Here is a 25,777-nt window from a genome sequence, read left to right on the forward strand (position 1 = left end):
TCCAATTTCCTCCCTGAAAAGCCGGTGCGACAAGCGCCGGCTCTTTGCCATATGGTGGCTAAAAAGGCCGCCTCACAGGGAGGGGAGTTCCACGGTTACGAGCAGACCGCCGCCTGGCGCATCCTCGAGGCGAATATGGCCGCCAGCACCCTCGACGACCTCGCGGACAATGGCAAGACCGAGACCGCTTCCTTCCTGCTGTGTGCCAATGACACGGTAGAAACGTTCAAAAACCGGCCCGCGCTCTTCCTTCGGAATGCCCGGCCCATTGTCTTCGACCTGCAGGATAGCCTGCGTATCCCTGCTGTAGACACGCACAGTCACGGTGCCGTTTCTCGGGGTGTAGTGTAGGGCGTTGTCGACGAGATTAACCACCATCTCGCGCAGCATTGTACCATCGCCTTCGACAAGGATCGACGCTTCATCTGCCTCCAGGCCGAGGTCGAGCCCGCGTCTGAGGGCGTCCTCAGCGAGATTTTCGAGAACCTGACGCACGGTGGCCCCTATGTCGACCCTGTCGCTCCGGGGCGCTCGGCTGCCCGGCTCGGCCCGCGACAGCGTGAGGAGCTGGCTTGCCAGCCGCGTCATCTGCCGCACGCTGTTGCGCAAGCCCCGCAGAGCATCGTCGCGCCGTTCCGGGTCCGGCTCCCGTGCGGCGACGCTCGCCTGCGTAGCAATCAACGCGAGAGGTGTGCGCAATTGATGCGCAGCATTCGAGACGAAGCGCCTTTGGGCTGCAATCTGGTTCTCGACTAGCTCCATATGATCATTGAGCGCGTGGACGAGCGGCCGCAACTCTGTCTGCACCATCTCCGGCGACACCGGATCCCGGCGATCTCGGCCGCGCTCGACGACCGCGTCGCGCAGTCTGAGGACAGGGGCCAGTCCGCGCTGCAGACCGAAAATCGTCACCAGGCCGGCCAGCAGCAATAGCACGAGCTGCTTCTTGAAATCCGAAAGCCACAGCTGGTCCCTCAGCGCGATCTGGCCGTGCTGAGTAACGGCAACCGTCACCGAAATATCGCCCGGGTTGTGCAGGCCCACCAACGGATGAAAAAGCGTCATGATGCGGACAGGATCACGGCGGAAAATCGCGTCTTCACCCACTCCCGGCGCTCTTGGCACGGGCATGTCGGGAAACCCGGCAACGAGATTTCCCCATGCCGTCATCACCTGATAATAGACGCGATCCTGATAGCCGGTATCGAACATTTCCAGCGCGGCTGGCGGGATATCGACCTGGACCATGCCACCGGCATCGACCGTGACGTCCTCCGCGATTACGCGGGCTGACGCCATCAACGTACGATCGACAATCAAGTCCGACGTCGCGTTGGCTGTGAGGAAACTCAGGTAAAGATTGATGCAGATCGCGCTAATCAGGGTTAGGGACACCCATGTCAAAAGCTGGATGCGCATGCTGGCGCTCAGTTGGAGGAGCGTGGTCCACGGGGAGCGCACAGACGCGCCGGACGCCTTACGTACCATGGCGCAACATATATCCGAGGCCGCGTAGCGTCGCGATCTGCGCAGAACTGCCTTCAAGCTTCTTGCGCACCCTATGAATGTAGATTTCGATTGCGCTGGGATCGGCCACGTCGTCTATGCCAAAAACGCTGTCAGAGAGCGCCGCCTTGGTGACCGTTGTCCCGACGCGCATGATGAGATGTTCAAGCACCGCGTGCTCGCGCGGGGTCAGCGTAAGGGTATTGGCGCCAATACTGAATTGCCGCCTGGCGCCGTTGAAGAGCAGGTCGCCGACCAGAATTTCGGGCGCCGCGCGATCATGCCCTCGGCGAACCAGCGCCCGGATACGTGCCTCCAGTTCCGCGATCTCGAAGGGTTTCGCAAGATAATCGTCCGCACCGCTGTCTAGTCCGGCAACCCTGCCTTCGAGGCTCGCGTTGGCGGTTAAGATGATGACTGGCACCTTGTTTCCAGCCCGCCGAAGGCGTTTCAACAGAGACATCCCGTCCAATTTCGGCAGTGACAGATCAAGCACAACAATTGCGTATTCAGCAACGGCCAGGAGGTGATCGGCATCCTCGCCGTTATGGGCGATGTCGACGGTGTAATTGGCCTGGCGCAACGCTATGCCAAGCCAGGACGCCAATGCATGATTGTCTTCAACGACCAGAACCCTCATGGTCTCATGATACAACGAATTTCCGGAATGCAGCAACAAGATGGGTCACGTGGGCTCTATCCTCGTTTTTCACGTTCGCTCCCTCCGCATCTCCGATTGCAACCGATTTCCTGTCATCATACGCATACAAACGTCCGCTAGGGGAACGCGACTACTTGCCCTCACAGGAGTTGCTCATGCGCAGCCTATCGAAATTCATAGCTATCGGCGTAGTCGCTTCGGTCACATTCGCTTTGCCGCTCTGGGCCGAAGACAAGGCGAAGCCCTTTACCGACGACAAGGAAGTCAGCCTCGTAAGCCTGCTCCCTCCACCTCCGGCCAATGACTCCGCACAGACGAAAGCGGAGGTCGGCGAAATACTCACGCTCCAGGTCACGCGCACACCCGAAATGGCAGCGCGTGCAGTCGCCGACGCCGACGAAACCATCTGGCGTTTTTCAGACGTGGTAAACAACGACAAATTTTCGAAGGAGAGTTTGCCGAAGTTCTCAGCATTTTTCGATCGCATCGTTGAAACAGAAGCTGCTGTCGTCGATCCAGCGAAAGATACGTGGAAGCGCCCTCGCCCGCATCTCCTCTATCCCGACCTGGTCAAACCAATCGTCCCTCTTTCCAAGTCGGGTGCATATCCGTCTGGCCACACAACGGTCGGAACCCTAATGGGGGTCGTTCTCGCCAACATGCTTCCAGAAAAGCGGGATGTGATTATGGCTCGTGCTTGGGAATACGGCCGCAACCGGATCGTCGGCGGCATTCACTATGCCAGCGATATCGAAGCCGGTCGGATTTCGGGGATGCTCATCGCGCAAGCCATCACGACGCATGACGATTACAAAGCAGAGTACGAAGCCGCCCGCACAGAACTCAGGGGCGTACTCGGCCTTTAAACTACTATTGTGGTCGAGCGAAACGCCCGGTTTGGCCGGGCGGTTTGTTCTCCGGCCGCCACCCAGATGTCATCACCTGACGACGGGTGACCCGAAGTGACTAAGCCTCTGCTCGCGCAACAGGGATAGCTTGGTCGGTGGCTGCGCAAATACGCCGATCCAGCTCCGACAAGCTAAATGGCTTGATGAGGTAGTCGGTTGCACCGCACGAAAGAGCTCCGATCTGATCGGAAACCTGATCGTGTGCCGTCAGAATAATGACTGGCACGGCATTTCGGTTGGTGCGCAGCCGCTGGAGAAGCGATAGTCCGTTTCCATCAGGCAGGCGCAGGTCGAGCAAGACGACGCCGTGGTGACCAGCGTCTGCTGCTACCGTTGCGTCCGCAAGTGTCAAGCACCACTCGACAGAATGACCCTTTGCGCAGACATGGTCGCGAACAGCGTCTCCAAGCACGACATTATCTTCGACCAACAAGACATTCATGAAGTTCGCCCTTTCGCATCGCCGCGGTGTGATGGAGCAAGCTGCCAAACATACGAGCCTTTTATGGCTGCCTGGACTGACAGCTACCTGAAAAGCAGCGCAAAAGGTGGCATGTCTTGATCCCGCAACCGCGAAAGCCGCCTTCCCGCTTCGCGGGGAGAAGAATGATCTCGATCCGGACAACGCTGGGGTTAACCGTTTTCCGACACGGACCTTTAGGTGGGATGGCAGACGCTCGTTCGCTTGGCCCGCACCGTTAACGACATCGCGAGCCGCTTGCGCGTCGTGTAGGTGGATTCATCGAGCCCATAGTGCTTGCAGGGGTGAACGGTTGAGCGCAACTTCTACATCGCAACCCGAACCTTACGAAAACGTATGCTTTCCGAAGAGTGGGAGTATATGGGCCCGACTAGAGTGAAGCCTTCCGCGACTCTGCGAATTCGCCGCCTATCTTTCCTGGCGAGAGGAGCTGACGATGAGGACCATAGTCGCCGCCGCAATTTTGTATGTGATCGTGGCGATGGGCTTCATCATCGTGTCGATCCCGGCGCGGGCGTCAATTCCGTGTGAACAGTTATTGCGGCATGCGCGTGCCGCTCAGTTCTCTGCAGAGCTTACTGATACTTACGCACACAGGGTCATTGCACTCGTGGCTAACGCGGTCGAGGAGGGCAACAATGAGGACGATGTTCGCGCAGACAAGCTCCTCGTCGAGGCCAAGACATTTATAGGATTGAGAGACAAGGCAACTCCATGAGGCAGGGCCGTCTCGGCTCTGAACCGCCGTTTAGGAGGGCGCTGACATTCAGGTCCCTGTCAGCTTCCCGTGATCGCTAGCCCCGCAGGTCGTTCTTGGCGGCGCCGGTGATGCAACAGCAAGCCTGCTGAAGAATCCTCTGGAACGCCGATAGCGGTGAACGCCGTCCGACAGACCAACGAGAGACGGTCCAGAACAGCTCTCAACAGCACAAGAGGAGCCCAAGAATGTATGAAGTTGACGCCGCTTCAACCCACGCAATCAACGGACTGGCTGGCCAAAGCGCCATTGGTGATCTGGTCATGCTTTCGCTGACAATATTCGGCGTCCCGTTGATGGTACTTTGGGTCGCTCTCCAGTGGTGGCGTAAGGCAGATAGATCGAGCAATCGACATATCGTCGTGACCGCGGGTTTTTCGTTTCTGTTGGGTTTAGGGATGAACCAGGTCATTCTTCTATTCATTCAGCGCGCCCGCCCCTATGAAACCGGTGTGACGCGCCTCTTGATCAATCGTACCGCGGACTTCTCGTTTCCCTCGGACCATTCGACGGCAGCATTTGCGATCGCAGCAGCATTTCTGCTCCACGGCTCGCGGTTCGCCGGGCTGGCCTTCCTCGCCATCGCCATCTTGATATCTGTTTCCCGCGTCTATGTGGGCACTCACTTCGTCAGCGACGCCGCGGGCGGGGCCTTGGTTGGGATCATCGCAGCTCTTGTTGTGTGTGCCGTCTACCGGGAAGGTTCACGCGCAGACCGGATTATCACCAGCATCCTCTAGGGGACTGTACATTGGCCGTGTCAATCGTCACATCAGCCCTCAATATCCTTGGCGCCCAGCCTCACGCCACATACATCGCGGTGCTTTTGCTGGCACTGAGCGAGTCCATTCCGGTGGTCGGCGCAGTGGTTCCCGGGACCGCAATTATCGTCGCCATTAGTGCATTGGTGCCCAGCGGCGTCCTCGGGTTTTGGCCTTTGCTCGGTGCTGCTGTATCAGGCGCTATCGTCGGCGATGGCGTCGCCTTCTGGCTTGGCCGCCGTTACCACAGCCAGATCCTGTCGCTTTGGCCCATCAACAGATACCCCACATTTGTCGGACGCAGCGAGGTTTTCTTTCGGCGACATGGCGACAAAAGCGTCTTTCTTGCACGCTTCGCACCCGGAGTCCGTGCGTTCGTCCCACTGATCGCCGGGATGCTGGCCATGCCGGTTGTGAGGTTCTATACAGTCAACGTCCTGTCTGCGTTGGTATGGGCTCCGTCTCATATCGTCCCCGGAGTTCTCGTTGGAGCCACATTCGGTATGCTGGGAACATCAGTAAAGCCGCTCGCTATATTGGTTGTGGTCCTCGTCGTGCTCGGCTGGCTGATACTTCGTCTGACACAGTTTGTCGTGCGATATGGCGTTTCACGGCCAGGCCCTAGACTGGAACGATTGCGACTGTGGGCATCCCGGCGACAGACCTGGCTAGGGAGGGCGGTCGCCCGCCTACTCGATCCTGGYCACTCCCATGCGCTGATACTCGCCGTTGTCTCTGTCCTGTTTAGCGGCGCACTCTGGTTGTTTGTGGCGATCCTAGAAGACGTCATAACGAACGATCGCCTCGTTCTGAGGGACTACGCAATTTTCCAAGCCCTACAGAATCTCAGGACGCCTGTCGGTGACGCCGTCATGATCGGAATCACCGAACTCGGCGACACCCGGGTTGTCGTAGTCGTGACGTCGGTTGTCCTCGTGTGGCTTGTCTGGAACGGGGCTTGGAGAACAGCTGGTTTCTGGCTGCTCGCTGTCGCCGGCGGATCAGCGCTCAATACAGTCGTCAAAGTGTCTCTTCACAGGGCAAGACCTGATGACCTCCTTTACTCCGGCTGGAGTGCATTCTCATTCCCGAGCGGTCACAGCACGACCAACATGGTGGTCTATGGATTTCTTGCATTTTTGATCGCTCGCGAGCTACGACCGGCCTGGAGAATTATCGTCACTGCCATCGCGGCATCGCTGGTTCTCCTCATAGCTTTCTCTCGCATCTACTTGGGGGCTCATTGGTTTTCAGACGTCGTCGCGGGAGCGGCTTTCGGCTTCGCGTGGCTAGCACTTCTCGGACTGTTCTATCTCCAACGACCGTTCAACGGCTTACGAACGGGCGCACTGTCGGTTGTCACACTCCTTGCAGTTGCCATCGCCGGGGGCAGCAACATCTATGAAAGTCACTCTGCAGACGTCGAGCGATACGCATCGAAGGTCCCGAAAAAAACAGTGGCGATGGCTGATTGGTGGAACATCGGTTTTCGAAATCTTCCTAACAGGAGGATAAGTCTCTTGGGGGAGGCTGAGGAACCCTTGAACTTTCAATGGGCGGGCAGTCTGGAAAGCCTGGCGTCCGCTCTGCAAGAGAGTGGTTGGCAACCGTCCACCTCTACCGGCTGGACGACATCCGCTGCCATAGCCTTGCTTGCGACAACATCCGACGCAGGCAGTATTCCGGTCCTTCCATCGCTTGCAAGCGGACGGCTTCCACAGTTGACACTGGTGCATCCATACGGCGAACAAGGTAGCGACAACACCAGGCTCGTTTTGCGAGTCTGGTCAACCAATACGGTGCTTCCTGGAAGCGAGCCCGTGCCGGTTTGGATCGGTGCGGCAACCCGGGAACGGGTATATCGGCCTCTGTCTCTGATTAACTGGATTTCAACCGAACGTGACTTCAATGGTCCACGGAAAGCGCTCGCGGCCATGCTGGGCAATATGCACAGCGCGGAGCGAGTGGCATCGTCCCCGACGGCTGAATGGGACGGGCGTGTATTGCTCGGCAGCCAGCGCTGACAAGACGGCGGCATTGACGACGATCATCCGATACGCGACCAGGCCTAGCCTGAAGGGAAAATCGGGGCTTCAGGAGAGGACGGAGGACCTTTCGGTGGCAAGAGCGTGAGCTGTGTCGCGTCCGGCATCCAGCGCGCTATCCCTTGAGACCGAAGTGCGTTTCAAGACGATCCCAACTGACATCCATCGCGTAGACGGACGAAATACGCGGGATGGCGACATGGCCATAGCGAATGGAAAGCTGACGCTCGGCAATATCCTCGTTGATGCCTGCAATTTGCTGGCTGTATATAGCCGACACCAGACCGGTGCGATCCGCACCACTTTGGCAATGGATGAGGATCGGTTTTGGAGCAGCTCTCATGATCGCGATCAGCTGATCGGCGCGCTCGGGTCCGAGGACTGTTCCTGACGACATTCCAAAGTCGATGTGTTCGACGCCTAGCTCGCGAGCGGCCGCAATCTCAGCATTGTACCATTTGGCGTTCACGTTCTCGCCGCGCAGATTGATGATCGTCTTGATGCCGTCTGCCCGGACATATCGTTCGAACTGTGCAGGCGACAACTGCGCAGATCGATAAAGCTCCCCGGCGATTACGCTGTGAAAATTCCCGCTTAACTGCAGATAGACGATATAGCCGCCCAAAAGGGCGCCGGTCAGCAGCACTCCGGCCACGACCACCCGAAACACAATCCTCCGCGTCTTCCAGAAGTTCTTCACCGCGACCCTCAACAATCAAAGCACTGATTGAATGTGGACGATAAGACTGACGGCAACCTGAAAGGAGAAGCGTTCGACTGCGGGGCAACACGGCTACAGGTCGCGGCTCCACCGGTGCAAGGGCCAAAAGCCTCTGAGAAGGTCGCGCGGCGCGGCGGCCCTCTTCGGCATAGTCAATCTAGCCTATAGCCTAGGCAAATTGGAAGGGGCGGTGCCTTCCCTCCAGCCCAAGTTCGCGTCAGCACTGGCGACGTGCGTACTTCCTTTCCTGCAGCCCGAAAAGACATCAAGCTCGGGCTGGTAGACTTTGGTGGCGACGTCCATCAACCCAAGGACGCTATGGAAAAAATTGTCGTGCGAGCGCTCCCCGTTCGCGTTCTTTGCCAAACAACCCATGTCGTAGCCGGCCGACGTCTGCAAATCCTGTGACAACCAGACCAAAAAAGGCACATGTGTCTGTTGCGGCGGAGCGATGAAATACGGTGCACCGTGCAAGTAGATGCCATTCTCCCCCAAAGACTCTCCGTGATCGGAGAGATAGACGACGGATGCAGCCAACCGGTCAGAACGTCGTTTCAGCTTGTCAATCACCGTGGAAACGACATGGTCGGTATAAAGTATCGTATTGTCGTAGGCATTTCGTATTTCTTCTGGGGAGCAGCTTCCGAAATCGTTCGCGCGGCAATCCGGTTGGAAACGACGAAACTCTTCGGGATATCGTGCGAAGTAAGCGGGGCCGTGGCTACCGAGCTGATGCAGGACAAGCACACTGTCGCCCTTGACCTGATCCAGCCATCCATCGACCTTGTCCAGGAGGATCGCATCCAGACATTCACCATCCTTGCAAAAGCGCTTGTCTGCAGTATCTGGGAGATACTCGTAAGGAACCCGCTCGGTGACATTGTAGCTGCCCGTATCGTTGTCTAGCCAGGAAACATTCACTTTCGCATGACCGAGCACGTCAAGGAGGTTTTGCGTTTCCAAACCTTTCCGATGAGTATAGTCCGTCCTCGGGTACACCGAGAATAGACATGGCAGGGATACAGCGGTGGCGGTGCCGCAGCTGCTGGTATTCGAGAAGTAGACCACACCCTGCCTCGCCAACTCTGGATTCGTGTCCCGTTTGTATCCGCCGAGTGCAAAATCTTCCGCCCGCGCTGTTTCCCCAGCCACGATAATCGTCACGCGAGGCTTGCTCGTTCCACTGCGGCTTACAAGGTGAGCGTCGGTTCCCAGAGGTTGCGCGACCACGTTTGCATCGCGTCCTGATGACACGGCGAACTTCACCGCGCTGGTGATGGGCGAGAACGGGTTGAGAGTATCCAATATGTCTTTGTGCGCGCGCCCTACACCCGCGAATGTTCGATAGTCTCCGAGGCCCACCACCGCAAAAATCGCGACACACGCCAGAATAACGGCTGTGTTGTAAGCAAACTTTTGGAGAAACGGGCGATGCCGGACCCGAACCCAAAGGATGATGAGCGATGGTACAACGCCGGTAAGCAACAGGTGCAGAGCAAATCTCGCGGTGATCAGGTGTCCCGCTTCTGCGCCAGTCGACACCGTAGCGTTTCGGATCATTTCCTTGTCCACGATCACGCCGAATTCATCGGTGAACCAGGATGCCGCTGAAGCGGCAACGACGAAGAAGATCAGAAATGGCTTGGTTACGTACTTCGCAGAAATTGCGGTGACCACAGCCATGCTGGCCGCGGCGATGCCAAGAACGAAAAGAGCGAAGGCGAAGTGATCGGCCGTAAAATACCCAAAGGCCTTCGACCAGAAGGTCCTGTTTGTGGCAATCAGCAGATAGATCGTCGTCAGCAGACAGAGCATAACGCTTCCAATTTCAGGTCGGAAAACCTTCGCCCTACGCATGGATGTGATCTCGTTCAACTCAATGTCTCCGCAACAGCCAACGCGGAAGGCCCCAGAATCTGAGACTTGCCTCCCACCAATGGCCACCGGATGACCTGCTTTTCTGACATCAGCCTGAAACCGGTGTTGCTATTCGGCATCACGTGACGGTTTCGCAATTCAAACCTTTGAGGCTGAATGCCGCTAACCCACCGAGGTCATGGCATACACCGATGAAAAGTGAGGGTTCGCCAAGTGGTCATGGCGAACAGAAATCTGGCGCTCGCCTACGGGCGCATCCCGCCTCCCTCGACATTCTCGGGCCAGTAGCAGGCAGATGCCAGTTGAAGCGGAAACTTGACGAGGAGCTCGGTTTCGGCAAAATCTGGCGAACCTGCTGCAATGCGATCTGGCACTGGTTGATGCGTGGGAATCCGGCGAAGAAGAAATCCCAGAGAAACTTGCCAGATGGCTTGAAACGCTGGCGATCGCCCATGAGGCGGCCGACGTGCTAAGCGACTATCGCGGTCGCCGGTGCGGTTTCAAGCAGTAAGCGCGTGAGGGAATCGGTTTCCGGCGAGTTCATCCAACGTGGCGTGTTGGTGGGGGCGCTTAACAAGATGTATTGAATTTACACATTTCATCTTGCAGCTACCTTGGCCAAGCCTGTTGTCACGCTCAAAGCCGCTGTGCTTGGCATCAGAGGCCTTAAATCATGCAATTTGCAGCGCCCTCGGGTCCAAATTCAGGCTGATGTCAGCCAAATCTTCAAGAATGAGCACACATCGAAGGTCGGTGCCATTCTCGAGATTTCATAAATGACTCACCAAGCAATTCTGGGGCGTCCCTACAAGCCGTCAGCCACATTCTTTATTCTGATTGCCGCATGGATCGTGTTGCTTTGGATATTTTACGCGATACCCGCACTCGATCTCAGGATATCATCACTCTTCTTCACCGGTCCTGGCTGCACCGTAAAACTCCAGGACCTTGCGTGCGGGTATTTCCCTTTGAGGTCGCTGAAGCCGGTCACGGCATTGCGATGGGCTCTTTATTATTTGCCTCATATTGCCTTTGCGATCATCATCCTGGCAATTGTTGGTGGTTTGCTCGTTCGACAGGTTCGCGAGCGCCTTCCGCTCGCGCGGCTAGTGCTCGCGCTTGCCAGCCTTGGCCTCAGCACCGGTCTTATTGTCAATCTGTTCTTGAAGAGCTTCTCCGGGCGTCCGCGCCCATTCCAGACGATCTTTTTCGGTGGGCCCATGGAGTTCGTGCCCGCCGGCTCATTTTCTGGTGAATGTACGCGAAATTGCTCTTTTGTTTCAGGCGAGGCCTCAAGTGCGGGGTGGCTGCTATGCTTGCTTTTCCTGCTTCCACCCGACCATCGCCGGTGGCTGGGCCCACCAATCATCGTTGCATCAGTCACGACAGCGTTTTTGCGCGTAGCCGTTGGCTCGCATTTTGCATCGGATGTTCTGCTTGGATGGCTCCTTTCCATTGTCGTCTTCCACGGACTTTTAACTGCACAGGAATCTTGGGGCTCAGCTCGCTTTCCAAGCCTTCGATGAAACGCAGCATCGGAATCCCTTGCTCAAATCATGTGGGGGAACCTTCGAAGTAGGGACGCTAATCTCGGATGCGACGCTCTCGACCTGGCACGCCGGGGTCTGTCTACGCAACCTGCCTCAGCGCCAGCGCCACTGTGATCACACCGACCCCAACCCAGATCGCGATGATGGCGACCATGGCGGCGCGGCTCAACGGTCTTTCCGAGCGCGCCGCCGTCGCGCGGTGCTCGGCAAGGATTTCCGGCGGGATCAGCTTGACTGCCAGGAGAATGCCCAAGGGGACGATGACAATATCGTCCAGGTATCCGAGGACCGGTACAAAATCCGGAATGAGATCGATGGGCGAAAGAGCATAGCCGGCGACGACGAACGCAACCACCTTCGCAAACCACGGCACGCGCGGGTCCCTTGCGGAGAGATAGAGGGCGTGAACATCCTGTTTGATCCCTCGCGCCCAGCCTCGAAGCCGCGTTTTCAGGGAAGCGCGTTGAGTAGAGTGTATTTCCCCGCGTTGCTTGTCTCCCGCTGCCATCATCTCAATCTCCGCGAACACGCAGGAGCGTCAGCGTCCCCGCGGCCATCAACACCGCGGCAACCCCGAAGCTGAACACCGGCGAAACGACGGTCCACAGCACCCCGACAGCCGCACTCGACACGAACTTGGCCGCGCCGTTGACAGTACCGAGCGCGCCGTAGCTCGTGGCGAGTATCTCCTGGCTGACCATCTCGGCCGTCACCGTCGATTCGATCGCCTCCTGCACGGAAACATAGAGCCCCGCGACGAAGAAGATGCCGGCAAGGGGCGTGAGACTGTCGACGCTCATTGCGAAAGCGAGTGCGGTCAGGATCGCGGTCAGCACGCCGAGAACGTAGCCAATAGCCAACGCGCGCTGCTGGCCGTAGCGATCCGCCAGAATGCCGATCGGATAGGAAGTCGTGGCCTGGACGACGTTGCGCCAGACGTAGAGAAGGCCGGCAACCTGAGCGGCTTTGACGATGCCCAGAGAGGGCGTCAGCAACTGCGTTGCGGCGAGAATGAGCAGGCTGTGCGAGAAGTCGCCGGTCCCGAAGATGCCGACCGCCGCCAGATAGCGCTTAAACCGCGCAGGCAGCCCTCGTAGCGTCGAGAAGAATTTAAGGGCGGGATTGGCCGACTGCTCGGGATCGCGGACCAATGTGAGGAAGGCGACAACTGCCAACGCTCCTGGAATCAGGGTCAGCCAGAACACCCGCCGGAAGGGTCCGTCGGCCGCTTCCCCTTGAATGCCCTGCGCCCAGCCGAGCAGGAAGACCCCGAGCAGCGGCCCGGCCACCGCGCCGATCGTGTCCATTGCCCGATGGAATCCGAAAGCTCGGCCACGTGTTTCCGGTGTGATCGCCTGCACCATGATCGCGTCGCGGAGCGGCCCCCTTAATCCCTTGCCGAACCACGAGACGATGCGTCCGAGCAGAATCAGCGGCCAGCCAGCGGCAAGCGCGATTAACGCCTGGCCGAGCGGCGTCAGGCCATATCCGACCAGCACCAGGAATTTGCGATGACCGAACCTGTCGGCGGCGTAACCGGAGATCATCTTGGTGAAGCTCGCAACCGCGTCGGCGGCGCCCTCGATGATCCCCAGTGCAGCTGCCGGCACCCCGAGGACGGCAAGGAAGCCCGGCAGGATGACGGTCGTCGTCTCGTAGCAGAAATCACCAAGTGCACTGGTGAGGCCAGCACCGACGACCGTGCGGTTGAGCCAGCCCTTGGCACCCGTTTCGGTTTGTGCCGCCACAACGGCCTTGTCGGATTCACGCATTTTCTTCTCCCGGTCTCAGTCTGGGAGCGACCGGCACGCCCGGCCGGCGTTTAGCGGTTTTCGTCGTGTGCGTCGAAGACGCGCTGGGCATAGGTGTCAAGCAAAACCTCGCACCCCTTCAGGCGCTGCGTGGCCTCCTCCGCAAGCGCGCCACCGTAGAAATCGAGCCTTCCGATCTTTTCGAACCATCCCTGAAGTTTCTTGAGATCGACGTCGTTCTCTTCCAGTTCGGCGTAGGTGAAGTGCTCGGCGGCCGTTTCCTTGGCGATCTCGCCTTCGAAGTCGTCGCATTTATCGATGAACTCGCGATAGGCCTCGTCACGATCTGCCTTGAAGCGCGCTGTGACCTTGTCTTCCTGCGCCCGATCGAGGGCGATGGTTTCCAGAAGAACCGCCTCGCCGGACATTTCGGCGATGTCGTTCTCCAGCATTTTGAGCCGTCTGACATGATCGTCGGTTTTCGGAAGCAGGCAGACACCGTTCTGAAGATAGACAGCACCCATACCTTTCAGTTTGCGCCAGAGCGCGATCCGCTTCGAGGCAGGTTCGGAAGGAACCTTGTAGGTCAGGAGCAGCCAAGTTGGAGTTACCATTAGTATAATCATAGTGTAACAGTCGTAACATTTCAACTATGCGAGCGGAAAATTGCCGTGCGGTCGTCCCTGCACGGCGGGGGCGACGACTTTGCGGGCGTCAAGAGCGAAAACGCCGCGCCGATCGAACCAGCCGCCATCAGGCGTCCCGCGCCGATCATGTCGGCGCGAACGTCCGATAGCGGGGCAGCGACACCACCTAGTGCTGCGCGTTGCTGCAAGCTAACCACCGCCGGATTCTGAGTGCATTCCGGTGATACGACGCCTACTGGGCCGCATGGATCCCCGAGGCCAGCAATTTGCCGGCCTTGCTCGAATAGATGACCTTAACCTTTTCCCCGACCTTGAGGGTTTCGGCTTCGATGCCCTCAGGCAGCGTGAAGGTCTTTCCGTCCGTCAGCGTGATCGAGTCATGGCTCTTGTCGATCGCCTTGACGGTCCCGGTCATTTCCTTCGCAAAGGCAGCTGTCGTCGACGCAGCTACAATCAATGCAATGGCGATGATTGTTTTCTTCATATCCACGCTCCTGTTCGTTTGATTGTTCGTCCGCAAGGACTTGGGCTCGCTGGGTAACGCCCCACGAACTTTGGTCTGTCGGGCTCCTTGCCTTGGATGGGGGAGCCGACCCAGATTGGAATCCGTTGTTTGCAGGCGCATTTCAGGAACCATACAAATGGGTAAGGTGCGCCGGCGCTGCCAAAAAGGCATGGGCGCACATCGAAACCGCTCAGAAATCCCTTAAATATTCTGCGTCATGCCCTCGTGGCGGTCTTGCGGCGATAACCGCCACGACGACCGCCGCGACAACCAGAAAGAGAACGATGCCGAGATAGGCCCAAGGTATGGACAGAGCTCCGGGCGGCGGATCGAATACGCCGGTCAGCAGCTTCACCAGCATCCAGGCCGTAGCAAGGCCCGACAGCAGGCCGAAAACAATACCCCCGACAATAACGAGAAGGCCTTCGCTCCACAGAAAGGCCGACAATTGCGAGCGCGTAGCGCCGATAGCGCTCAGAATGGCGAAGTTCCTCCGCCGCTCGAGAAGCCCCAACGCCAGCATCAACCCGCCCGCTGCGGCGGCCATCATCACGGCGAATGCCAGCTCAATCGACGTCAGGCCGGCCAGATCGATGGCCGTCAGGCTCGAACCGATCAGGTGGGCGGCCTGGCTGATGTCGGTGATTTTCATCGACGGGTCGTTTGAAAGGAGGGATGAAGCCCGCGCGGCCAGACTTGCTGGATCGCCCTTGGCTCGCATCAACACATATTCCGACGCTGCCGAGCCAGTCTTCTCGGCAATGTAGCGAGCGTTGGCCACAAGGAACGAGTCTTTTGGCGCGGTCGGAAACTCGCGTGCCACTCCGATGAACCTGAACGGTACCGGATGCTGTTGATGATCTCGGGCGTCCGTCAGCCGCAGGTTGATTGTGTCGCCCTGCTGGAGCTGAAAATCCTGAACCGTCTCCTCCGACACCAGCACACCGTCTGGCGTTGCGGCGAGCTTGGCGAGTGCGGCTGCGGCGTTTCCGCCGATGAAATAGGCATCCGAGAGGCTCGTCGCACGCCCGATGTGCAGAGGATCGATGCCGTAGAGATCCTGAAGGTCGGCTCCGACATAGGCGAAGCGATGCTGCATCGGTTCGGCCGCTGCCGTATCCGGCAAGGCGGCGAGCGCGGCCAGATGTGCATCGGCGGGCCTTTCGGACGTGCCGAATACGGTGACGTCGGCTCCGTTGGTGAGCTCTGCGTCAACACGCGACTGTGCGTTGTAGGTGGCATTGAAGATCGCGGTCGAGACAGCGAACGAGATTGCCAGAGCGGTCATGGCGATGCCAGCGGTGAGCCGGCGGGCTTGCCGGGACAACGCTGCGGCCACGATCGGCGCGAGCGCACCGCAGGCCGGCGCTATGAGAGCTCGAAGAAGCGAACCGTTGCCCGCGATCACGCCGTTCGACAACCGCATAGCCAGCAGTGCCAGCCCAAGCCAGAACAAGGCGGGCGCGGTGAACGCCTTGTAATCCACGGCCGTCGCGGCGACGCCCTCTGGCGCGAGAACGATCTGGTATCCAGTGCTTGCCGATTGCCAGAAGAACAGACCTGCCGCCGCAAGCAGCAGCACGTCCAGCCACAGGCGCCGCCAAAGCGGCTGTGCGGGCTCATCTACAACGCGTCTCGCAGTGCTGACCGTGCTCAGGCGCATGTCGCGCCAGGCAGGATAGAGATAGGCGGCAAAGCCCGCGAGGATGCCCGCGATGGCAACGAGGCCCAGGATTGGAGCAGTAACTCCCACAATCAAGCGCAGTCCCGGTACCAAGGGCGCTAGCCACAACGCTGCTACAATTCCAAGCATCGTACCGGCGCCCGCGGCAACCGTTGCCTCGGCGGCGGTCAACGCGAGGATTGTCCGGGAGGTGGCGCCACGAACACGCAGCAGCGCCTGCTCGATGCGACGGCGCGCGGCACCCGACGACGTCACCGCGAAGGTGAGAGCCAAAGACAATGCGACGCCCGGCAATCCGAGAAACAGGAAGAGCACGGATGCGTATCGTGCGTCCTCGCGCACAGCGCCAAGGCGGGAGCCGAGATTGTCCGCGACGAGCGCCTGTCCCGCTACCTTCGCTTCCAGATTTCTTGCAGCGCCGGTGACAAAGGCGAAGGCCGATACCGGATCCGCCGGAAGGGTGCTGTGGACGAGCCTGCAATGCAACTGTTGGCGGGCGGTGTCAGGACGCAGCTTCGCCTGCGGACCGAAGGCTTGCTCCCATTCGGTCTGTGGCAGCACGAGCACGTTGTCCGGGGGGGCGTGCGCAGCTGCCTGGGGCGGCAGGCCGACGGCCTGGAACAGCGAATCCGCATCGGGGAGGTCGATCACGCCGGCGACCTTCACCGTCAGCGGCGGCAGGCCCATCCGCCTGATCACGACGCGGTCTCCAGGCCCGACATGCAGGTTGGCTGCGGTCTGCTGCGCGACGAGGACGCCGTCGCGATTGCCGGAAAGGAATCGAACTTCCATGGGAAAATCGCCCAGATAATTGTCGTCGAAGGCGATCACCTGTCCCGGCCCGGTCGTCTGGACAGTACCGCCGGTGCTGGCTTCGAACCCGCCGACATCGGCATAGCTTGCCTGATGCACCGCCTGGATGAGCGCCGTTTGACGCAATATCGTTCGCACCGCGTCCTGATCCGCGCCTGGCACGAGTTGGACCTGCCAGTCGATGGGGACAGCCGATATCGCACGCGAGGTCATGGAAGCCCCCGCACCGACCAGGAACAGCACCAATATGGCAAGAAGTGCCACGGTCAGCGCAATGCCCGCCGCTGAACCCGCAACGCGGGTGGGCCGGTGGGCAAGGATGCCCCGGATCCACAGAGCAAACATCATGCCACTGCTTTCATTTCGTCGCGGGTCAGCCGCCCATGATCGATCGCCCAGCGAGTCGCCATCCGGGCCGCGATCGCCTCGTCATGTGTGGCAACGACCAGGGTTGCCCCCATCCCGTCAAGGTGCTCCATCACCGCATCCAAGAAGAACTGCGCCGTGACACCGTCCAGCTGTCCTGTCGGCTCGTCGGCCAGGACGAGTTTCGGCCGAAGGGCCAAGGCTCGCACCATTGCGACCCTTTGCGCCTGGCCGCCCGACAACTCCTCGGGCAGCTTGTCTGCAAGCTCGCCAAGGCCGAAGGCGGACAAGAGAGCGCCGCTGCCGCCGGATAAGGCACCCTTGCCGGCGAGGATCGCCGGCAGATCGACATTCTGTGCCGCCGTCAAGGCCGGAAACAGGCTGGGAGACTGGAACACGAAGCCGATCCGGCGCGGACGAAGCTGCTCGATACTGCCCAAACCGGGCCACTCGATCTCACCGCTCGTCGGGYGGTCCAACCCACCAAGAATATGCAGCAAGGTGGTCTTGCCCGAGCCGGAAGGGCCGGCCAGGACAATGCGATCACCTACCCTGATCTCACAGTCTACGTCGCGCAGCACGGACATATGCTCGTTGCCGCTTGAAAAATTCCGGCCGACTTTCCGGCAGACCGTCAGGATGTCAGTCATCCTCCACCCTCCCGTCGTGCAGCCGGATGATCCTGTCAGCCTTTCGAGCCAACGCCTTGCTATGGGTTGCAAGCAAGGTGGTGAGGCCGTCGCGGCGTCTGGTTTCGAAATGATCGATCAGTCGTGATTCCGTGTCGGCATCGACCTCGGCGGTAGGCTCGTCGGCGACGAGGATCGGCGGGTTGACGGCAAGCGCAACCGCAAGACCGGCGCGCGCCGTTTCACCACCGGAAAGCTGCGTGGCAACGGCATGCGCACGATGCGGTAACCCCACCATTTCGACAAGCTGACCAACGCGCGCGTCGTCGGTCTTTCCGGCCAGGCTCATCTGGAAGCGGATATTTTGCTCCACGTTGAGATGCGGGAACAGATTGCCCGACTGAAGCAGGATGCCGAAATTCGTGGCGCGAATGCGCGCCCGTGCGGCCTCGGATCGCCGGGTCAGCCGCATGCCGTCCACCTGGACGTGGCCGCCATCCGGCTCGTCCAAACCCGTGAGGCATGAAAGCAGCGTGGATTTGCCGCTGCCCGAAGGCCCCATCAAGGCAACGAACTCGCCCGGCGACAGACATAGGCTGACCCCACGCAGCGCGAATGTCTCGTCCTCGCCTGTGTGGAAAAATCGGTAGAGTTCGTGCGCGACGAGCACCGCCATGTCAGTTCCACCGGAACGACTTGGACATCAATTGCCACTGGTCGACATTGTCCGCACCCTTCGGTGCGTACAATTCGAGCGCGACCAGCATTCCGTCCTTGAAATAGAGATAGCGCTCGTTCTCCAACCGAACCTGCTTGTTGGTCACCGTGTTCGGTTCTGAGTTCGACGTATAGACGATGCGGATCGCCGGCCCCGCAGGCAGCTTCACGGCATTGACGGACGCCACCATCACCGCCCGCTCGGTGGCCTTAAGGTTTGGCACCTCGTTTGCCTTGACGCTCTCTATGGTTGGTGCCGAGGTGATCTTTGAGACCGAGACGATCACACCATCCAGCTTGTCGACGAAACTCGCGCCATCGGCGCGGTCAGAACGCGCCCAGCCTTCGGGGACCTTCATCTTGAAGCCTTGGGAAGATGCGTAGTCGATGAAGACCTGCGTATCCGGAATATCGCCGGGAGGGTTCTTTTCCACCAGAACGGCCTTTTCGGCTGAAAAGGCCGGCGAACTGCCGGCAAAGGTGAAAACAAGGCCAAGGCAGGCAAGCGAGAAGAGGATAGTCCCCAGATTCGTCCGCGGCGTATTGGTAGACATGTTTTCCATCGATGCGATCCTTCCATGTGAAGAGACGCGCCAATGGTAGGACCGCCAGTTTACGGACGGTTCGCTGGAATCATACGATTCGGTAAGCTCCGACGATAGCGCAGCACGGGTCATGACCTATGCGCCGCTGCCGTCCGGGCCGGGAAATCCACGATGACGACGAGCCCCGGTCTGCCGTCCTCCAGTCTGATCGTTGCGCCATGCAGATCGGCGATGGCACGCACAAGGCTGAGGCCAAGGCCGTTACCGGGCGTGGTGCGGCTCTTGTCGAGCCTATATAGTCTTTGGAAGACCTTGTCGTGCTCCTTCTGGGGAATACCTGCTCCGTTGTCGGCGACGGTTGCGACGACCCGATCGCCGTCCCTCCTTACGGACAATTCGATTGCAGTGCCGCAAGGGCAATGGCGAAGGGCATTCTCCACCAGATTGGCGAACATCTGCGTCAGGAGTTCGGAGTCGCCGTGGATCAGCCCGCCGGGACCTTGAAGTGTCTTCCTCGCCGAAAGCGACATCCCGGCGTCTTCTGCAACGTCAGCGTAGATTTCTGCGATTGCGTCGACCACGATGTCCAAATAGAGGTCGGCGAAACGCGCCTTACGTGCTCCCGCCTCGATCTGGGCGATGCGCAGCAACGCCTCGAAGGTCTCGTTGAGTTGCCCACTTTCCGCACGAGCCTCGGCGATCTCCTTTAAAACACCCGCGCCCGAGGCAGCCTTTTCGTCGGCCGCCTCGAGGGTCATCAGAAGGCGGTTCAGTGGGGTTTTCAGATCGTGCGCGATATCGCTTGAGACCTGCCGCATGCCTTCCACCAACGCCGAAAGACGACCGAGCGCGGCATTTACCTGCGCCGATACGCCGTCGATGTCGTCGCCACTGCCGATCAAAGGAATGCGCGCGTCGAGCCTGCCTTGCGAGACGTCACCCATGGTGAGGGCTATGGCGTCCAGTCGGCGCTGCACACGGGTGGCCAGGAGAGCGCCGCCCGCCACGGCGACACAAGCGACGATCGCTGTCGCCCAGCCAAAGCCGTTCAGCATGATCTCCTCCAGTGCCTCGGTCTGGGAAACGCTGAGCGCCACAGTCAGGCTGTTGGCACCCACCTTTCCGGAATAAGCCCTATAGCTCACCCCAGCCGGCACGCCGGTCATCCGATCATCGATGACGGAAAAGCCTTCCAGAAAGCCGCTAACCGTCAAATTTCCCGCCAGATACTGGCCGTTCGCGCCGGTCAGAGAGAAAAGCTGCTCCTTGCCTGACACCAAGCGACTATGGCTGTCGACCGTGGCGACAAGATCTTCCAGATCGCCGCCGGCATAGGTGGCGGAAATCACCGAGAACGTCTCTCGAGCGGCCGCATCAAGGCGGTCCGACAAATCCGTGCGCATCAACTGGTAGACGATCAGGCCGGACAGGAGAAAGGCGAGCACGAAGAGGAATGCGAAGCTCAACGCCAGCCTGAAGGGCGTACTGCGCCATAGGTCAAGCCGGCGCATGTAGGCTGTAGCCTATGTTGCGCACGGTATGGAGGAGCGGGGTCTCGAACGGTTTGTCGATCTTCGTTCGCAACCGGCTGATATGGGTTTCGACGACGCTGGTCTTGGGATCAAAGTTGAAATCCCACACCCGCTCAAGCAGCATCGTTCTGGTGACGATCCGTCCTTCGCCTTGCATCAGCACTTCGAGCAACCTGAATTCGCGCGGCTGAAGCTCGATCACATTGCCTTGCCTCGTCACGCGGCGCCTCATCAGGTCCATTTCCAGATCAGCAACGCGCAGTGTGCTTTTCTGTTCCTGCGCGGGTGGCCTGCGGCTAAGGGCGTTGACGCGAGCGAGCAGTTCGGAAAAAGCGAAAGGCTTAACCAGGTAGTCGTCGCCGCCGGCCTCCAGCCCCTCCACCCGGTCATCGATACCGCCGATGGAAGTAAGGAAGAGGACCGGCGTCTTTACGCCGGCCGCGCGCGCCGCCTTGACCATCGAAAGACCATCCAGCCCCGGGACCATGCGGTCGGCTACGATCACGTCATAGCTGTCCCGCGTTGCGGCAAACAGACCGTCGTGGCCGTCGCCCAGGCAGTCGCAGACATGCCCGGCCTCGGTCAGGCCCCGAACGATATAGTCGGCAGTCTTTCGATCATCCTCAACGAGGAGTAGCCGCATGACTTCATTCACTTTCGATTGCTTGCATCTGCTCGCAAATTACCACCGCAACAGCGAAATTAGGAGGGCCGAGCAAGGCATTCTATTCGGGATCGAGAGCGACTGCTTCGACGTCTTCATCATTTCCTGACAGGCTCATATAGACGACCGTCACCACTATGCAGCTGAGGAACAGCAGGCTGGTATAGGTGGTGCCGAAGCCAATGCCGCCATATTCGACGGGCTGCGAAAGCAGATCGCCGAACGATGCGCCGAGCGGCCGTGTMAGGATATAGGCAAGCCAGAATGCAAGGATGCCGTTGAGGCCGAACCTGTGAAAGGCGAAGGCGATGCCGGTGATAACAACGCCGAACAGAATGCCTGTGGTCAGGTAGCCCAGGCTGAATTGCTCCGCCAGGAGGTCGCCGACCGAGGTACCAAGCGAAAAGGTAAACAGGATCGCCAGCCAGTAGAAAATTTCGCGCCTTGTCGTAAAGATCGTGTGGATCGAAAGCGTGCCTTCGCCCGCGTACCAGACAGCGAAGGTGGCGAGCAGCGCAACGGAAAAGACAATCGTCGTCGTCTCCAACGCCACGCCGAGATTGTCGACGAGAGTGTCGGTGATCAGGGTGCCGACGACGCTGATGAGCACGACGGCAAGCCAGTAGGCCCATGGAATATAACGCTTCTGCGCGAATTGCAAGATCAGGGCGACCGCCAGGATCGCCGTCATGATGAGCGACGTCAAGGTCAGGCCAAGGCCAAGATTGACGGCGAGATAATCCGCCGCGGTTTCGCCCATCGTCACAGCCAGGAGCTTGATCAGCCAGAACGCGGCTGTGACCTCGGGCACTCGATTGGGCGAAGTTTCGGCAGACGATCGCCTACCGGTGGCAGCCGGGTGTTGGGGGATACGTACAGAGGTCATTTGCCAACCACCTTCATCGCTTGGGCAAAGAAGTCGTCGGCGCGCTTGTCGTCGTCGGCATTGCAGCGCTCAATGCCCTTGCTCTCGAGGTCCGCGACCTGGGCCTTGTCGCCGTCGCTCAGCTTTGCCTTGGCGGTCGCAGCTCGCAGATCCTTCAGCATGATTTCGCATGGTGTGGTGGCCGCCACAACGCTCGAGGCTTGCATGCCTATGGCGCCGGCGGCGAGCAAAGCGAAGATGAGTTTTTTCACGATGGCAGTCCTTCTATCGATACCGATATCGGCGGATGGAAACAAGGCGCCGAAAGACGCGGTCGCCGGCGGGGATCAATACCGGCCGTGATTTACCATCGTCTGTCCGGCGCCTTACGAATTTGTAAGGATCACAGAGCGACCCATCGGTTCCGTATAGTTCAGTATGTCTATACCGCGATCTCGGCGTGATGAGAGACGCGTCGTAGCTGTGCCACGGGAGTTGGCCCGACATCTCCAGCGCTTCGTCTCCATCCATGACCGATTGCCAACCTGTTCCACATCCCGCGCCGCGACATTACCTCCAGCCATCATCGCAGACTGCGCGCGGCGGCGATGAACCTATGGGCGAGAATCGCTCGGGCGTGAACGATTAAATCGGCAGGCACATGCCCCCTGACCTAAATTGCAATTAAGTTTACGATGCCGTGTGAACACCATGAGAGCACGATGCTCGCGAGTTCAACTTACCCGGCGATATCCCGGCCGGCCTCCGGCAAGCTATGTGGGAGCGCTGCAGCCGGCCTGCATAACGCCTCCGTCAGTCCTGTTGCACCGACGCCTGCAGGACACTGGGAGTCGGTGCAGACTGTCAACATAAGGCATACCGCTTACTCACGAGCGTGTGTCGTTCATCAGTGTTTTCGCTCGTTGCAAGTAGACAGCGGCCCGTTCCTCGTCACCAATTGCTTGCGCGACAAGAGCCAGATTGTGATGTGTTTGTGGATCGTTTGGACGCAGCCGGAGCGCGGCGAGATAGTGAACCTCAGCGGAAGCAAGATCTCCGCTCTCGTGAAGCAGTACGGCCAGATTGTTGTGAGCCTCCACATATTCCGGTGATGCTTTTATTGCCGCACGGTAGTGTGTTTCGGCTTGTTCTCGGTCACGGCCTTCCGCGAACATCGCATAGTTGTAGTGCGCCTCGGCATAATCCGGCTTAATCCTAAGGGCCTCGATGTAATGTGCCTCCGCGTTGCGGACGTCTCCATCTGTTTCGAGGAAGACCGCGTAGTTGTTATGCGCCTGCGGGAAACCTGGACGAAGTCGCAACGCCTCCTGATAGTGACGCTCGGCTTCGAAGCGGTCGTTCCAAAAACCGAGAAGACCTGCCAGACGAAGCCACGCGTCGACATAATCAGGCCTCTGCCTGATAGCATCTCGATAGTGGTTGGCAGCGGCTTCAAGCTCTCGCTTCTCTTCGAGTAAAATTGCGAAATTGAAGTGGCATTCCGCGTAGCGCGGCCACAAACGAAGTGCTTCTCGGTAGTGCATCGTGGCGGCCTCCCAGTCGCCTCCAGCTTTAAGTACGACAGCGAGATTGTTATGCGCCTCGGGGTAGTTGGCACGTAGTTCCAACGCACGTTGATAGCATTGCCTTTCCTGCGCCCCGTTTTCCTCGCCTGCAAATCCGACTCCTCTCAAAAACCAGTCTTCGGCAGTCATCCGCTCCTCCGGCCGCGCAGTGAGGGCAGCTTGGTCGACAGACGTCAGCCTATAAAGCTGCCGATTGTGAAGAAAGTCGCCTTTGAGTTCGTGAACATCGGCTTCCTCGAACTGGTACATCGGCAGGTCGATCAAATCGAGGATCGTCTGTGTGACGAAGAACGAGTCCGGTTGTGCTGAGGCTTCGACGCGTTTGGCGATATTGAGAGCCCGCCCCACCCAAGCATCATCGTCTTCCATGCGAGAACATTCGCCAAAGTGGCATCCGATCCGAATGGGAAGATCGCAAGCCTGCTCCGTTGTCAGGTATCGCCGCCGCTGTTTCCAATACGCAATGAGCTTGAGTCCGAAATGCACTGCCACGTCAGCAGATTCGAATAGAAAAAGGTGACCATCACCTGTAAAGTTCTCGTGCCGTCTCCCGTACTGACCAGCAAGTGTCTGCGACAGATAGCGATACTCGGCGATGATGTTGGTAATGTTGTCTCGCGAGACCTTGTTCCAGACTGCCGAATGCCTGACCAGATCCGTGAATACCGCGGCGAAATAGATATCCATCTGCCTCTGCCGAATGTCGTTTCTCACCGAACGAAGCTATTCTCAATCAACCGGATGGAGTTTCAGTATGCCACAGTACATGGTCGAAAGACACCTACCAGGGATAACTCCAGAACAGCTCTCCGCCGCTGCATCCCGCGCAAAGCGCGTCACGTCGGAGATGACGCAGCAAGGAAAGCCGGTCCGCTACCTCCGCTCAACATTCGTTCCGTCCGAGGAACGATCTTTCTGTCTGTTTGATGCACCATCGAAACAGAACGTTGAGGAAGCAAACAAGCGTGCTGCCATACCGCTTATCCGCATCACGGAGGTCAACCATATATCGGCCGATGACGTGAGCTAGACTAAATATTCACCTGGGACCGGGCGAGCCGTCTCACAGCATGTAGGTATCAAGGGTTGCGTGGGTGATCCTCGCATAGGGTCTCGGGCGTGACGACTATCGACGTATCGAAGCGCAAGATCGGCTGCCTCGCTATCATCGTGCAATTCTAGACGACCTGATCGCCGCCGCCGAACCGCAGTCACAAGATCCCCGTGGGCGTGGAACTGATTCTGCGCGCCAGCCTCGAGCATGGCGTATCGAAGACAGCGCAGGACCGCCGACGCCGGACGGTACGAAAGGTGGAAGTTTGCCAACTGCGCCAACGCTCGCGTTAGCCGTCAGTGAATGTCGATCGGTGCTGGATAGCAGTTCGCGTGGCTTTGGTGCGGAGGGACATGGTCAAGATCGTTGCCGCAAAAATCAGGTGGATGAACGCCGCAGCAGAAGCACCGATGGTCGCTCCGCCAAGAACAGTGGCAACGGTTTGAGCACCGATCCCAATCTCAGCGACGCCGACGACGAGCGTTGCACCCCCGAAGACTGTGGCGGCCCTGAATTTGCCATTTAGCAGAAACGCCGTCGCGAAGGCGGCCGCAACGGTATTTCCGACAGGGATGAAATACTCGATGAAGACCGCCATCGACGCGGAAATCAGTGCTGCCAGGGGCACATGTGCGCTGTAGTCCCTCTTTCGCCCTGACCACCAGAGCATCAGAACGACGGCGAAGAAAACTGCAGTACTCCCCCAGGCTGTCAGTGCCAAAATCCGATTGAACATGGCGAGACCGTCGACCGTGTCGATTCGCCAAGCCTCAAGACCAAGCATAGTATATCTCCCGCCATACTTGGTTGAATGCGTTACCGTCGGAACCTGACAACGGCCTGAAGGTCGGCATCACTCCCGCCATGGTCGTCGGTCGATTTTGGCATCGTCGGCGATCGCGCCATGGGCACCGATCTGGGGGTCCGCCCTCGCCAAGGACGCGCATGCACTCCTCACGTTGCGTCTTCAATGCGTTTTCGATGTCATCGACGTGGTGCGAGAGCTTGCTGACGAAGAGCGGGAGGAAGTATTCAATACAGGAAGGTGGCAACTCCAATCCCAACTAGCTAACAGCCTGGATATCGGTCTCCATCCGGAGCCCAATCGACGATGCCTTCGCCCATGGCGACCCAACCACCCTCGGCTGCTG

At 59.0% G+C, this 25,777-nt stretch carries 25 protein-coding genes and 2 pseudogenes; 8 read left to right on the top strand and 19 right to left on the bottom strand.

Going from position 1 to position 25,777, the window contains the following annotated elements; translation table 11 throughout:
- Positions 1 to 72: 72 nt before the first annotated feature.
- A complete protein-coding gene (locus tag AC1DMK_RS20320) occupies positions 73 to 1,488 on the bottom strand; it encodes a sensor histidine kinase (protein ID WP_477861450.1) in 1,416 nt (471 codons plus the stop codon).
- Positions 1,478 to 2,146 carry a response regulator gene (locus AC1DMK_RS20325; RefSeq protein ID WP_477861576.1) on the bottom strand — a complete coding sequence of 223 codons (669 nt, stop codon included), beginning with the start codon at positions 2,144 to 2,146 and terminating at the stop codon, positions 1,478 to 1,480. The genes AC1DMK_RS20320 and AC1DMK_RS20325 overlap by 11 nt, the downstream gene beginning before the upstream one ends.
- A gap of 176 nt (positions 2,147 to 2,322) precedes the next feature.
- On the opposite strand from AC1DMK_RS20325, the gene AC1DMK_RS20330 reads away from it, so the two are divergent.
- A complete protein-coding gene (locus AC1DMK_RS20330; protein WP_477861452.1) occupies positions 2,323 to 3,033 on the top strand; it encodes an acid phosphatase in 711 nt (236 codons plus the stop codon).
- A 100-nt stretch (positions 3,034 to 3,133) separates the two neighbouring features.
- Here the strand turns inward: AC1DMK_RS20330 and AC1DMK_RS20335 are convergent, their stop codons facing one another.
- Positions 3,134 to 3,517 carry a response regulator gene (locus AC1DMK_RS20335; protein WP_477861454.1) on the bottom strand — a complete coding sequence of 128 codons (384 nt, stop codon included), beginning with the start codon at positions 3,515 to 3,517 and terminating at the stop codon, positions 3,134 to 3,136.
- Positions 3,518 to 3,992: 475 nt separating this feature from the next.
- Between AC1DMK_RS20335 and AC1DMK_RS20340 the strand changes: the two genes are divergently transcribed.
- From AC1DMK_RS20340 to AC1DMK_RS20355, 4 genes and pseudogenes are all read left to right on the top strand, one after another.
- The gene (locus AC1DMK_RS20340; protein ID WP_477861455.1) at positions 3,993 to 4,274 is read left to right on the top strand and encodes a hypothetical protein; all 282 of its coding nucleotides are present in this window, start codon (positions 3,993 to 3,995) and stop codon (positions 4,272 to 4,274) included.
- Positions 4,275 to 4,501: 227 nt separating this feature from the next.
- Positions 4,502 to 5,053 carry a phosphatase PAP2 family protein gene (locus tag AC1DMK_RS20345; protein WP_477861457.1) on the top strand — a complete coding sequence of 184 codons (552 nt, stop codon included), beginning with the start codon at positions 4,502 to 4,504 and terminating at the stop codon, positions 5,051 to 5,053.
- A gap of 125 nt (positions 5,054 to 5,178) precedes the next feature.
- Positions 5,179 to 5,541, top strand: a pseudogene (locus AC1DMK_RS20350) (DedA family protein); the annotation flags it as partial.
- A 405-nt stretch (positions 5,542 to 5,946) separates the two neighbouring features.
- Positions 5,947 to 7,098, top strand: coding sequence for a phosphatase PAP2 family protein (locus tag AC1DMK_RS20355; protein WP_477861578.1), 1,152 nt, complete (start codon positions 5,947 to 5,949; stop codon positions 7,096 to 7,098).
- Between the two features lie 136 nt (positions 7,099 to 7,234).
- Here the strand turns inward: AC1DMK_RS20355 and AC1DMK_RS20360 are convergent, their stop codons facing one another.
- Positions 7,235 to 7,789: a dual specificity protein phosphatase family protein gene (locus AC1DMK_RS20360; protein ID WP_477861580.1), complete on the bottom strand. Its 555-nt coding sequence runs from the start codon at positions 7,787 to 7,789 to the stop codon at positions 7,235 to 7,237.
- Between the two features lie 213 nt (positions 7,790 to 8,002).
- Positions 8,003 to 9,697: a phosphoethanolamine transferase gene (locus AC1DMK_RS20365; RefSeq protein ID WP_477861582.1), complete on the bottom strand. Its 1,695-nt coding sequence runs from the start codon at positions 9,695 to 9,697 to the stop codon at positions 8,003 to 8,005.
- Positions 9,698 to 10,494: 797 nt separating this feature from the next.
- Between AC1DMK_RS20365 and AC1DMK_RS20370 the strand changes: the two genes are divergently transcribed.
- Entirely contained in the window at positions 10,495 to 11,244 is a 750-nt protein-coding gene (locus AC1DMK_RS20370; RefSeq protein ID WP_477861459.1) for a phosphatase PAP2 family protein, read from the top strand.
- Positions 11,245 to 11,347: 103 nt separating this feature from the next.
- Here the strand turns inward: AC1DMK_RS20370 and AC1DMK_RS20375 are convergent, their stop codons facing one another.
- From AC1DMK_RS20375 to AC1DMK_RS20430, 12 genes are all read right to left on the bottom strand, one after another.
- Positions 11,348 to 11,779, bottom strand: coding sequence for a YkvA family protein (locus AC1DMK_RS20375; RefSeq protein ID WP_477861461.1), 432 nt, complete (start codon positions 11,777 to 11,779; stop codon positions 11,348 to 11,350).
- A gap of 1 nt (position 11,780) precedes the next feature.
- A complete protein-coding gene (locus AC1DMK_RS20380; protein WP_477861463.1) occupies positions 11,781 to 13,040 on the bottom strand; it encodes an MFS transporter in 1,260 nt (419 codons plus the stop codon).
- 50 nt (positions 13,041 to 13,090) lie between these two features.
- Positions 13,091 to 13,633: a Chromate resistance protein ChrB gene (locus AC1DMK_RS20385; RefSeq protein ID WP_037066916.1), complete on the bottom strand. Its 543-nt coding sequence runs from the start codon at positions 13,631 to 13,633 to the stop codon at positions 13,091 to 13,093.
- A gap of 265 nt (positions 13,634 to 13,898) precedes the next feature.
- Positions 13,899 to 14,150, bottom strand: coding sequence for a DUF1344 domain-containing protein (locus AC1DMK_RS20390; protein ID WP_477861465.1), 252 nt, complete (start codon positions 14,148 to 14,150; stop codon positions 13,899 to 13,901).
- A 211-nt stretch (positions 14,151 to 14,361) separates the two neighbouring features.
- Complete coding sequence (locus tag AC1DMK_RS20395; protein WP_477861467.1) at positions 14,362 to 17,016, bottom strand: FtsX-like permease family protein; 2,655 nt, start codon at positions 17,014 to 17,016, stop codon at positions 14,362 to 14,364.
- Positions 17,013 to 17,684, bottom strand: coding sequence for an ABC transporter ATP-binding protein (locus AC1DMK_RS20400; RefSeq protein WP_477861469.1), 672 nt, complete (start codon positions 17,682 to 17,684; stop codon positions 17,013 to 17,015). Before AC1DMK_RS20400 ends, AC1DMK_RS20395 begins: the two co-directional genes overlap by 4 nt.
- On the bottom strand, positions 17,677 to 18,339 hold the full coding sequence (locus tag AC1DMK_RS20405) for an ABC transporter ATP-binding protein (protein WP_477861471.1): 663 nt from the start codon (positions 18,337 to 18,339) through the stop codon (positions 17,677 to 17,679). The genes AC1DMK_RS20400 and AC1DMK_RS20405 overlap by 8 nt, the downstream gene beginning before the upstream one ends.
- Position 18,340: 1 nt before the next feature.
- Positions 18,341 to 18,943, bottom strand: coding sequence for a hypothetical protein (locus AC1DMK_RS20410; RefSeq protein WP_477861473.1), 603 nt, complete (start codon positions 18,941 to 18,943; stop codon positions 18,341 to 18,343).
- A 110-nt stretch (positions 18,944 to 19,053) separates the two neighbouring features.
- Positions 19,054 to 20,436 (bottom strand): HAMP domain-containing sensor histidine kinase, encoded by a 1,383-nt coding sequence (locus tag AC1DMK_RS20415; protein ID WP_477861475.1) that lies wholly within the window; start codon positions 20,434 to 20,436, stop codon positions 19,054 to 19,056.
- Positions 20,423 to 21,100, bottom strand: coding sequence for a winged helix-turn-helix domain-containing protein (locus AC1DMK_RS20420; RefSeq protein ID WP_477861477.1), 678 nt, complete (start codon positions 21,098 to 21,100; stop codon positions 20,423 to 20,425). The genes AC1DMK_RS20415 and AC1DMK_RS20420 overlap by 14 nt, the downstream gene beginning before the upstream one ends.
- Positions 21,101 to 21,182: 82 nt before the next feature.
- Positions 21,183 to 22,007, bottom strand: a complete 825-nt coding sequence (locus AC1DMK_RS20425; RefSeq protein ID WP_477861479.1) for a COG4705 family protein — start codon at positions 22,005 to 22,007, stop codon at positions 21,183 to 21,185.
- Positions 22,004 to 22,258 (bottom strand): hypothetical protein, encoded by a 255-nt coding sequence (locus AC1DMK_RS20430; RefSeq protein WP_477861481.1) that lies wholly within the window; start codon positions 22,256 to 22,258, stop codon positions 22,004 to 22,006. Before AC1DMK_RS20430 ends, AC1DMK_RS20425 begins: the two co-directional genes overlap by 4 nt.
- Before the next feature lie 229 nt (positions 22,259 to 22,487).
- On the opposite strand from AC1DMK_RS20430, the pseudogene AC1DMK_RS20435 reads away from it, so the two are divergent.
- Positions 22,488 to 22,627, top strand: a pseudogene (locus tag AC1DMK_RS20435) (IS6 family transposase); the annotation flags it as partial.
- A gap of 246 nt (positions 22,628 to 22,873) precedes the next feature.
- On the opposite strand, the gene AC1DMK_RS20440 reads toward AC1DMK_RS20435, so the two are convergent.
- Positions 22,874 to 24,259, bottom strand: a complete 1,386-nt coding sequence (locus AC1DMK_RS20440) for a tetratricopeptide repeat protein (protein ID WP_477861483.1) — start codon at positions 24,257 to 24,259, stop codon at positions 22,874 to 22,876.
- 67 nt (positions 24,260 to 24,326) lie between these two features.
- On the opposite strand from AC1DMK_RS20440, the gene AC1DMK_RS20445 reads away from it, so the two are divergent.
- Positions 24,327 to 24,602, top strand: a complete 276-nt coding sequence (locus AC1DMK_RS20445; protein WP_037066940.1) for a DUF4242 domain-containing protein — start codon at positions 24,327 to 24,329, stop codon at positions 24,600 to 24,602.
- Between the two features lie 313 nt (positions 24,603 to 24,915).
- Here the strand turns inward: AC1DMK_RS20445 and AC1DMK_RS20450 are convergent, their stop codons facing one another.
- Positions 24,916 to 25,410 (bottom strand): hypothetical protein, encoded by a 495-nt coding sequence (locus AC1DMK_RS20450; RefSeq protein WP_477861486.1) that lies wholly within the window; start codon positions 25,408 to 25,410, stop codon positions 24,916 to 24,918.
- Positions 25,411 to 25,777 lie beyond the last annotated feature (367 nt).

This window comes from Rhizobium sp. 05L419 (assembly GCF_056397845.1).

What these genes read in the sequence shown, in the direction of transcription:
- AC1DMK_RS20320 (WP_477861450.1), bottom strand. Translation starts at nt 1,488, where the DNA reads ATGGTACGTAAGGCGTCCGGCGCGTCTGTGCGCTCCCCGTGGACCACG.
- AC1DMK_RS20325 (WP_477861576.1), bottom strand. Translation starts at nt 2,146, where the DNA reads ATGAGGGTTCTGGTCGTTGAAGACAATCATGCATTGGCGTCCTGGCTT.
- AC1DMK_RS20330 (WP_477861452.1), top strand. Translation starts at nt 2,323, where the DNA reads ATGCGCAGCCTATCGAAATTCATAGCTATCGGCGTAGTCGCTTCGGTC.
- AC1DMK_RS20335 (WP_477861454.1), bottom strand. Translation starts at nt 3,517, where the DNA reads ATGAATGTCTTGTTGGTCGAAGATAATGTCGTGCTTGGAGACGCTGTT.
- AC1DMK_RS20340 (WP_477861455.1), top strand. Translation starts at nt 3,993, where the DNA reads ATGAGGACCATAGTCGCCGCCGCAATTTTGTATGTGATCGTGGCGATG.
- AC1DMK_RS20345 (WP_477861457.1), top strand. Translation starts at nt 4,502, where the DNA reads ATGTATGAAGTTGACGCCGCTTCAACCCACGCAATCAACGGACTGGCT.
- AC1DMK_RS20355 (WP_477861578.1), top strand. Translation starts at nt 5,947, where the DNA reads ATGATCGGAATCACCGAACTCGGCGACACCCGGGTTGTCGTAGTCGTG.
- AC1DMK_RS20365 (WP_477861582.1), bottom strand. Translation starts at nt 9,697, where the DNA reads ATGCGTAGGGCGAAGGTTTTCCGACCTGAAATTGGAAGCGTTATGCTC.
- AC1DMK_RS20370 (WP_477861459.1), top strand. Translation starts at nt 10,495, where the DNA reads ATGACTCACCAAGCAATTCTGGGGCGTCCCTACAAGCCGTCAGCCACA.
- AC1DMK_RS20375 (WP_477861461.1), bottom strand. Translation starts at nt 11,779, where the DNA reads ATGATGGCAGCGGGAGACAAGCAACGCGGGGAAATACACTCTACTCAA.
- AC1DMK_RS20380 (WP_477861463.1), bottom strand. Translation starts at nt 13,040, where the DNA reads ATGCGTGAATCCGACAAGGCCGTTGTGGCGGCACAAACCGAAACGGGT.
- AC1DMK_RS20385 (WP_037066916.1), bottom strand. Translation starts at nt 13,633, where the DNA reads ATGGTAACTCCAACTTGGCTGCTCCTGACCTACAAGGTTCCTTCCGAA.
- AC1DMK_RS20390 (WP_477861465.1), bottom strand. Translation starts at nt 14,150, where the DNA reads ATGAAGAAAACAATCATCGCCATTGCATTGATTGTAGCTGCGTCGACG.
- AC1DMK_RS20395 (WP_477861467.1), bottom strand. Translation starts at nt 17,016, where the DNA reads ATGATGTTTGCTCTGTGGATCCGGGGCATCCTTGCCCACCGGCCCACC.
- AC1DMK_RS20405 (WP_477861471.1), bottom strand. Translation starts at nt 18,339, where the DNA reads ATGGCGGTGCTCGTCGCGCACGAACTCTACCGATTTTTCCACACAGGC.
- AC1DMK_RS20410 (WP_477861473.1), bottom strand. Translation starts at nt 18,943, where the DNA reads ATGGAAAACATGTCTACCAATACGCCGCGGACGAATCTGGGGACTATC.
- AC1DMK_RS20415 (WP_477861475.1), bottom strand. Translation starts at nt 20,436, where the DNA reads ATGCGCCGGCTTGACCTATGGCGCAGTACGCCCTTCAGGCTGGCGTTG.
- AC1DMK_RS20420 (WP_477861477.1), bottom strand. Translation starts at nt 21,100, where the DNA reads ATGCGGCTACTCCTCGTTGAGGATGATCGAAAGACTGCCGACTATATC.
- AC1DMK_RS20440 (WP_477861483.1), bottom strand. Translation starts at nt 24,259, where the DNA reads ATGGATATCTATTTCGCCGCGGTATTCACGGATCTGGTCAGGCATTCG.
- AC1DMK_RS20445 (WP_037066940.1), top strand. Translation starts at nt 24,327, where the DNA reads ATGCCACAGTACATGGTCGAAAGACACCTACCAGGGATAACTCCAGAA.
- AC1DMK_RS20450 (WP_477861486.1), bottom strand. Translation starts at nt 25,410, where the DNA reads ATGCTTGGTCTTGAGGCTTGGCGAATCGACACGGTCGACGGTCTCGCC.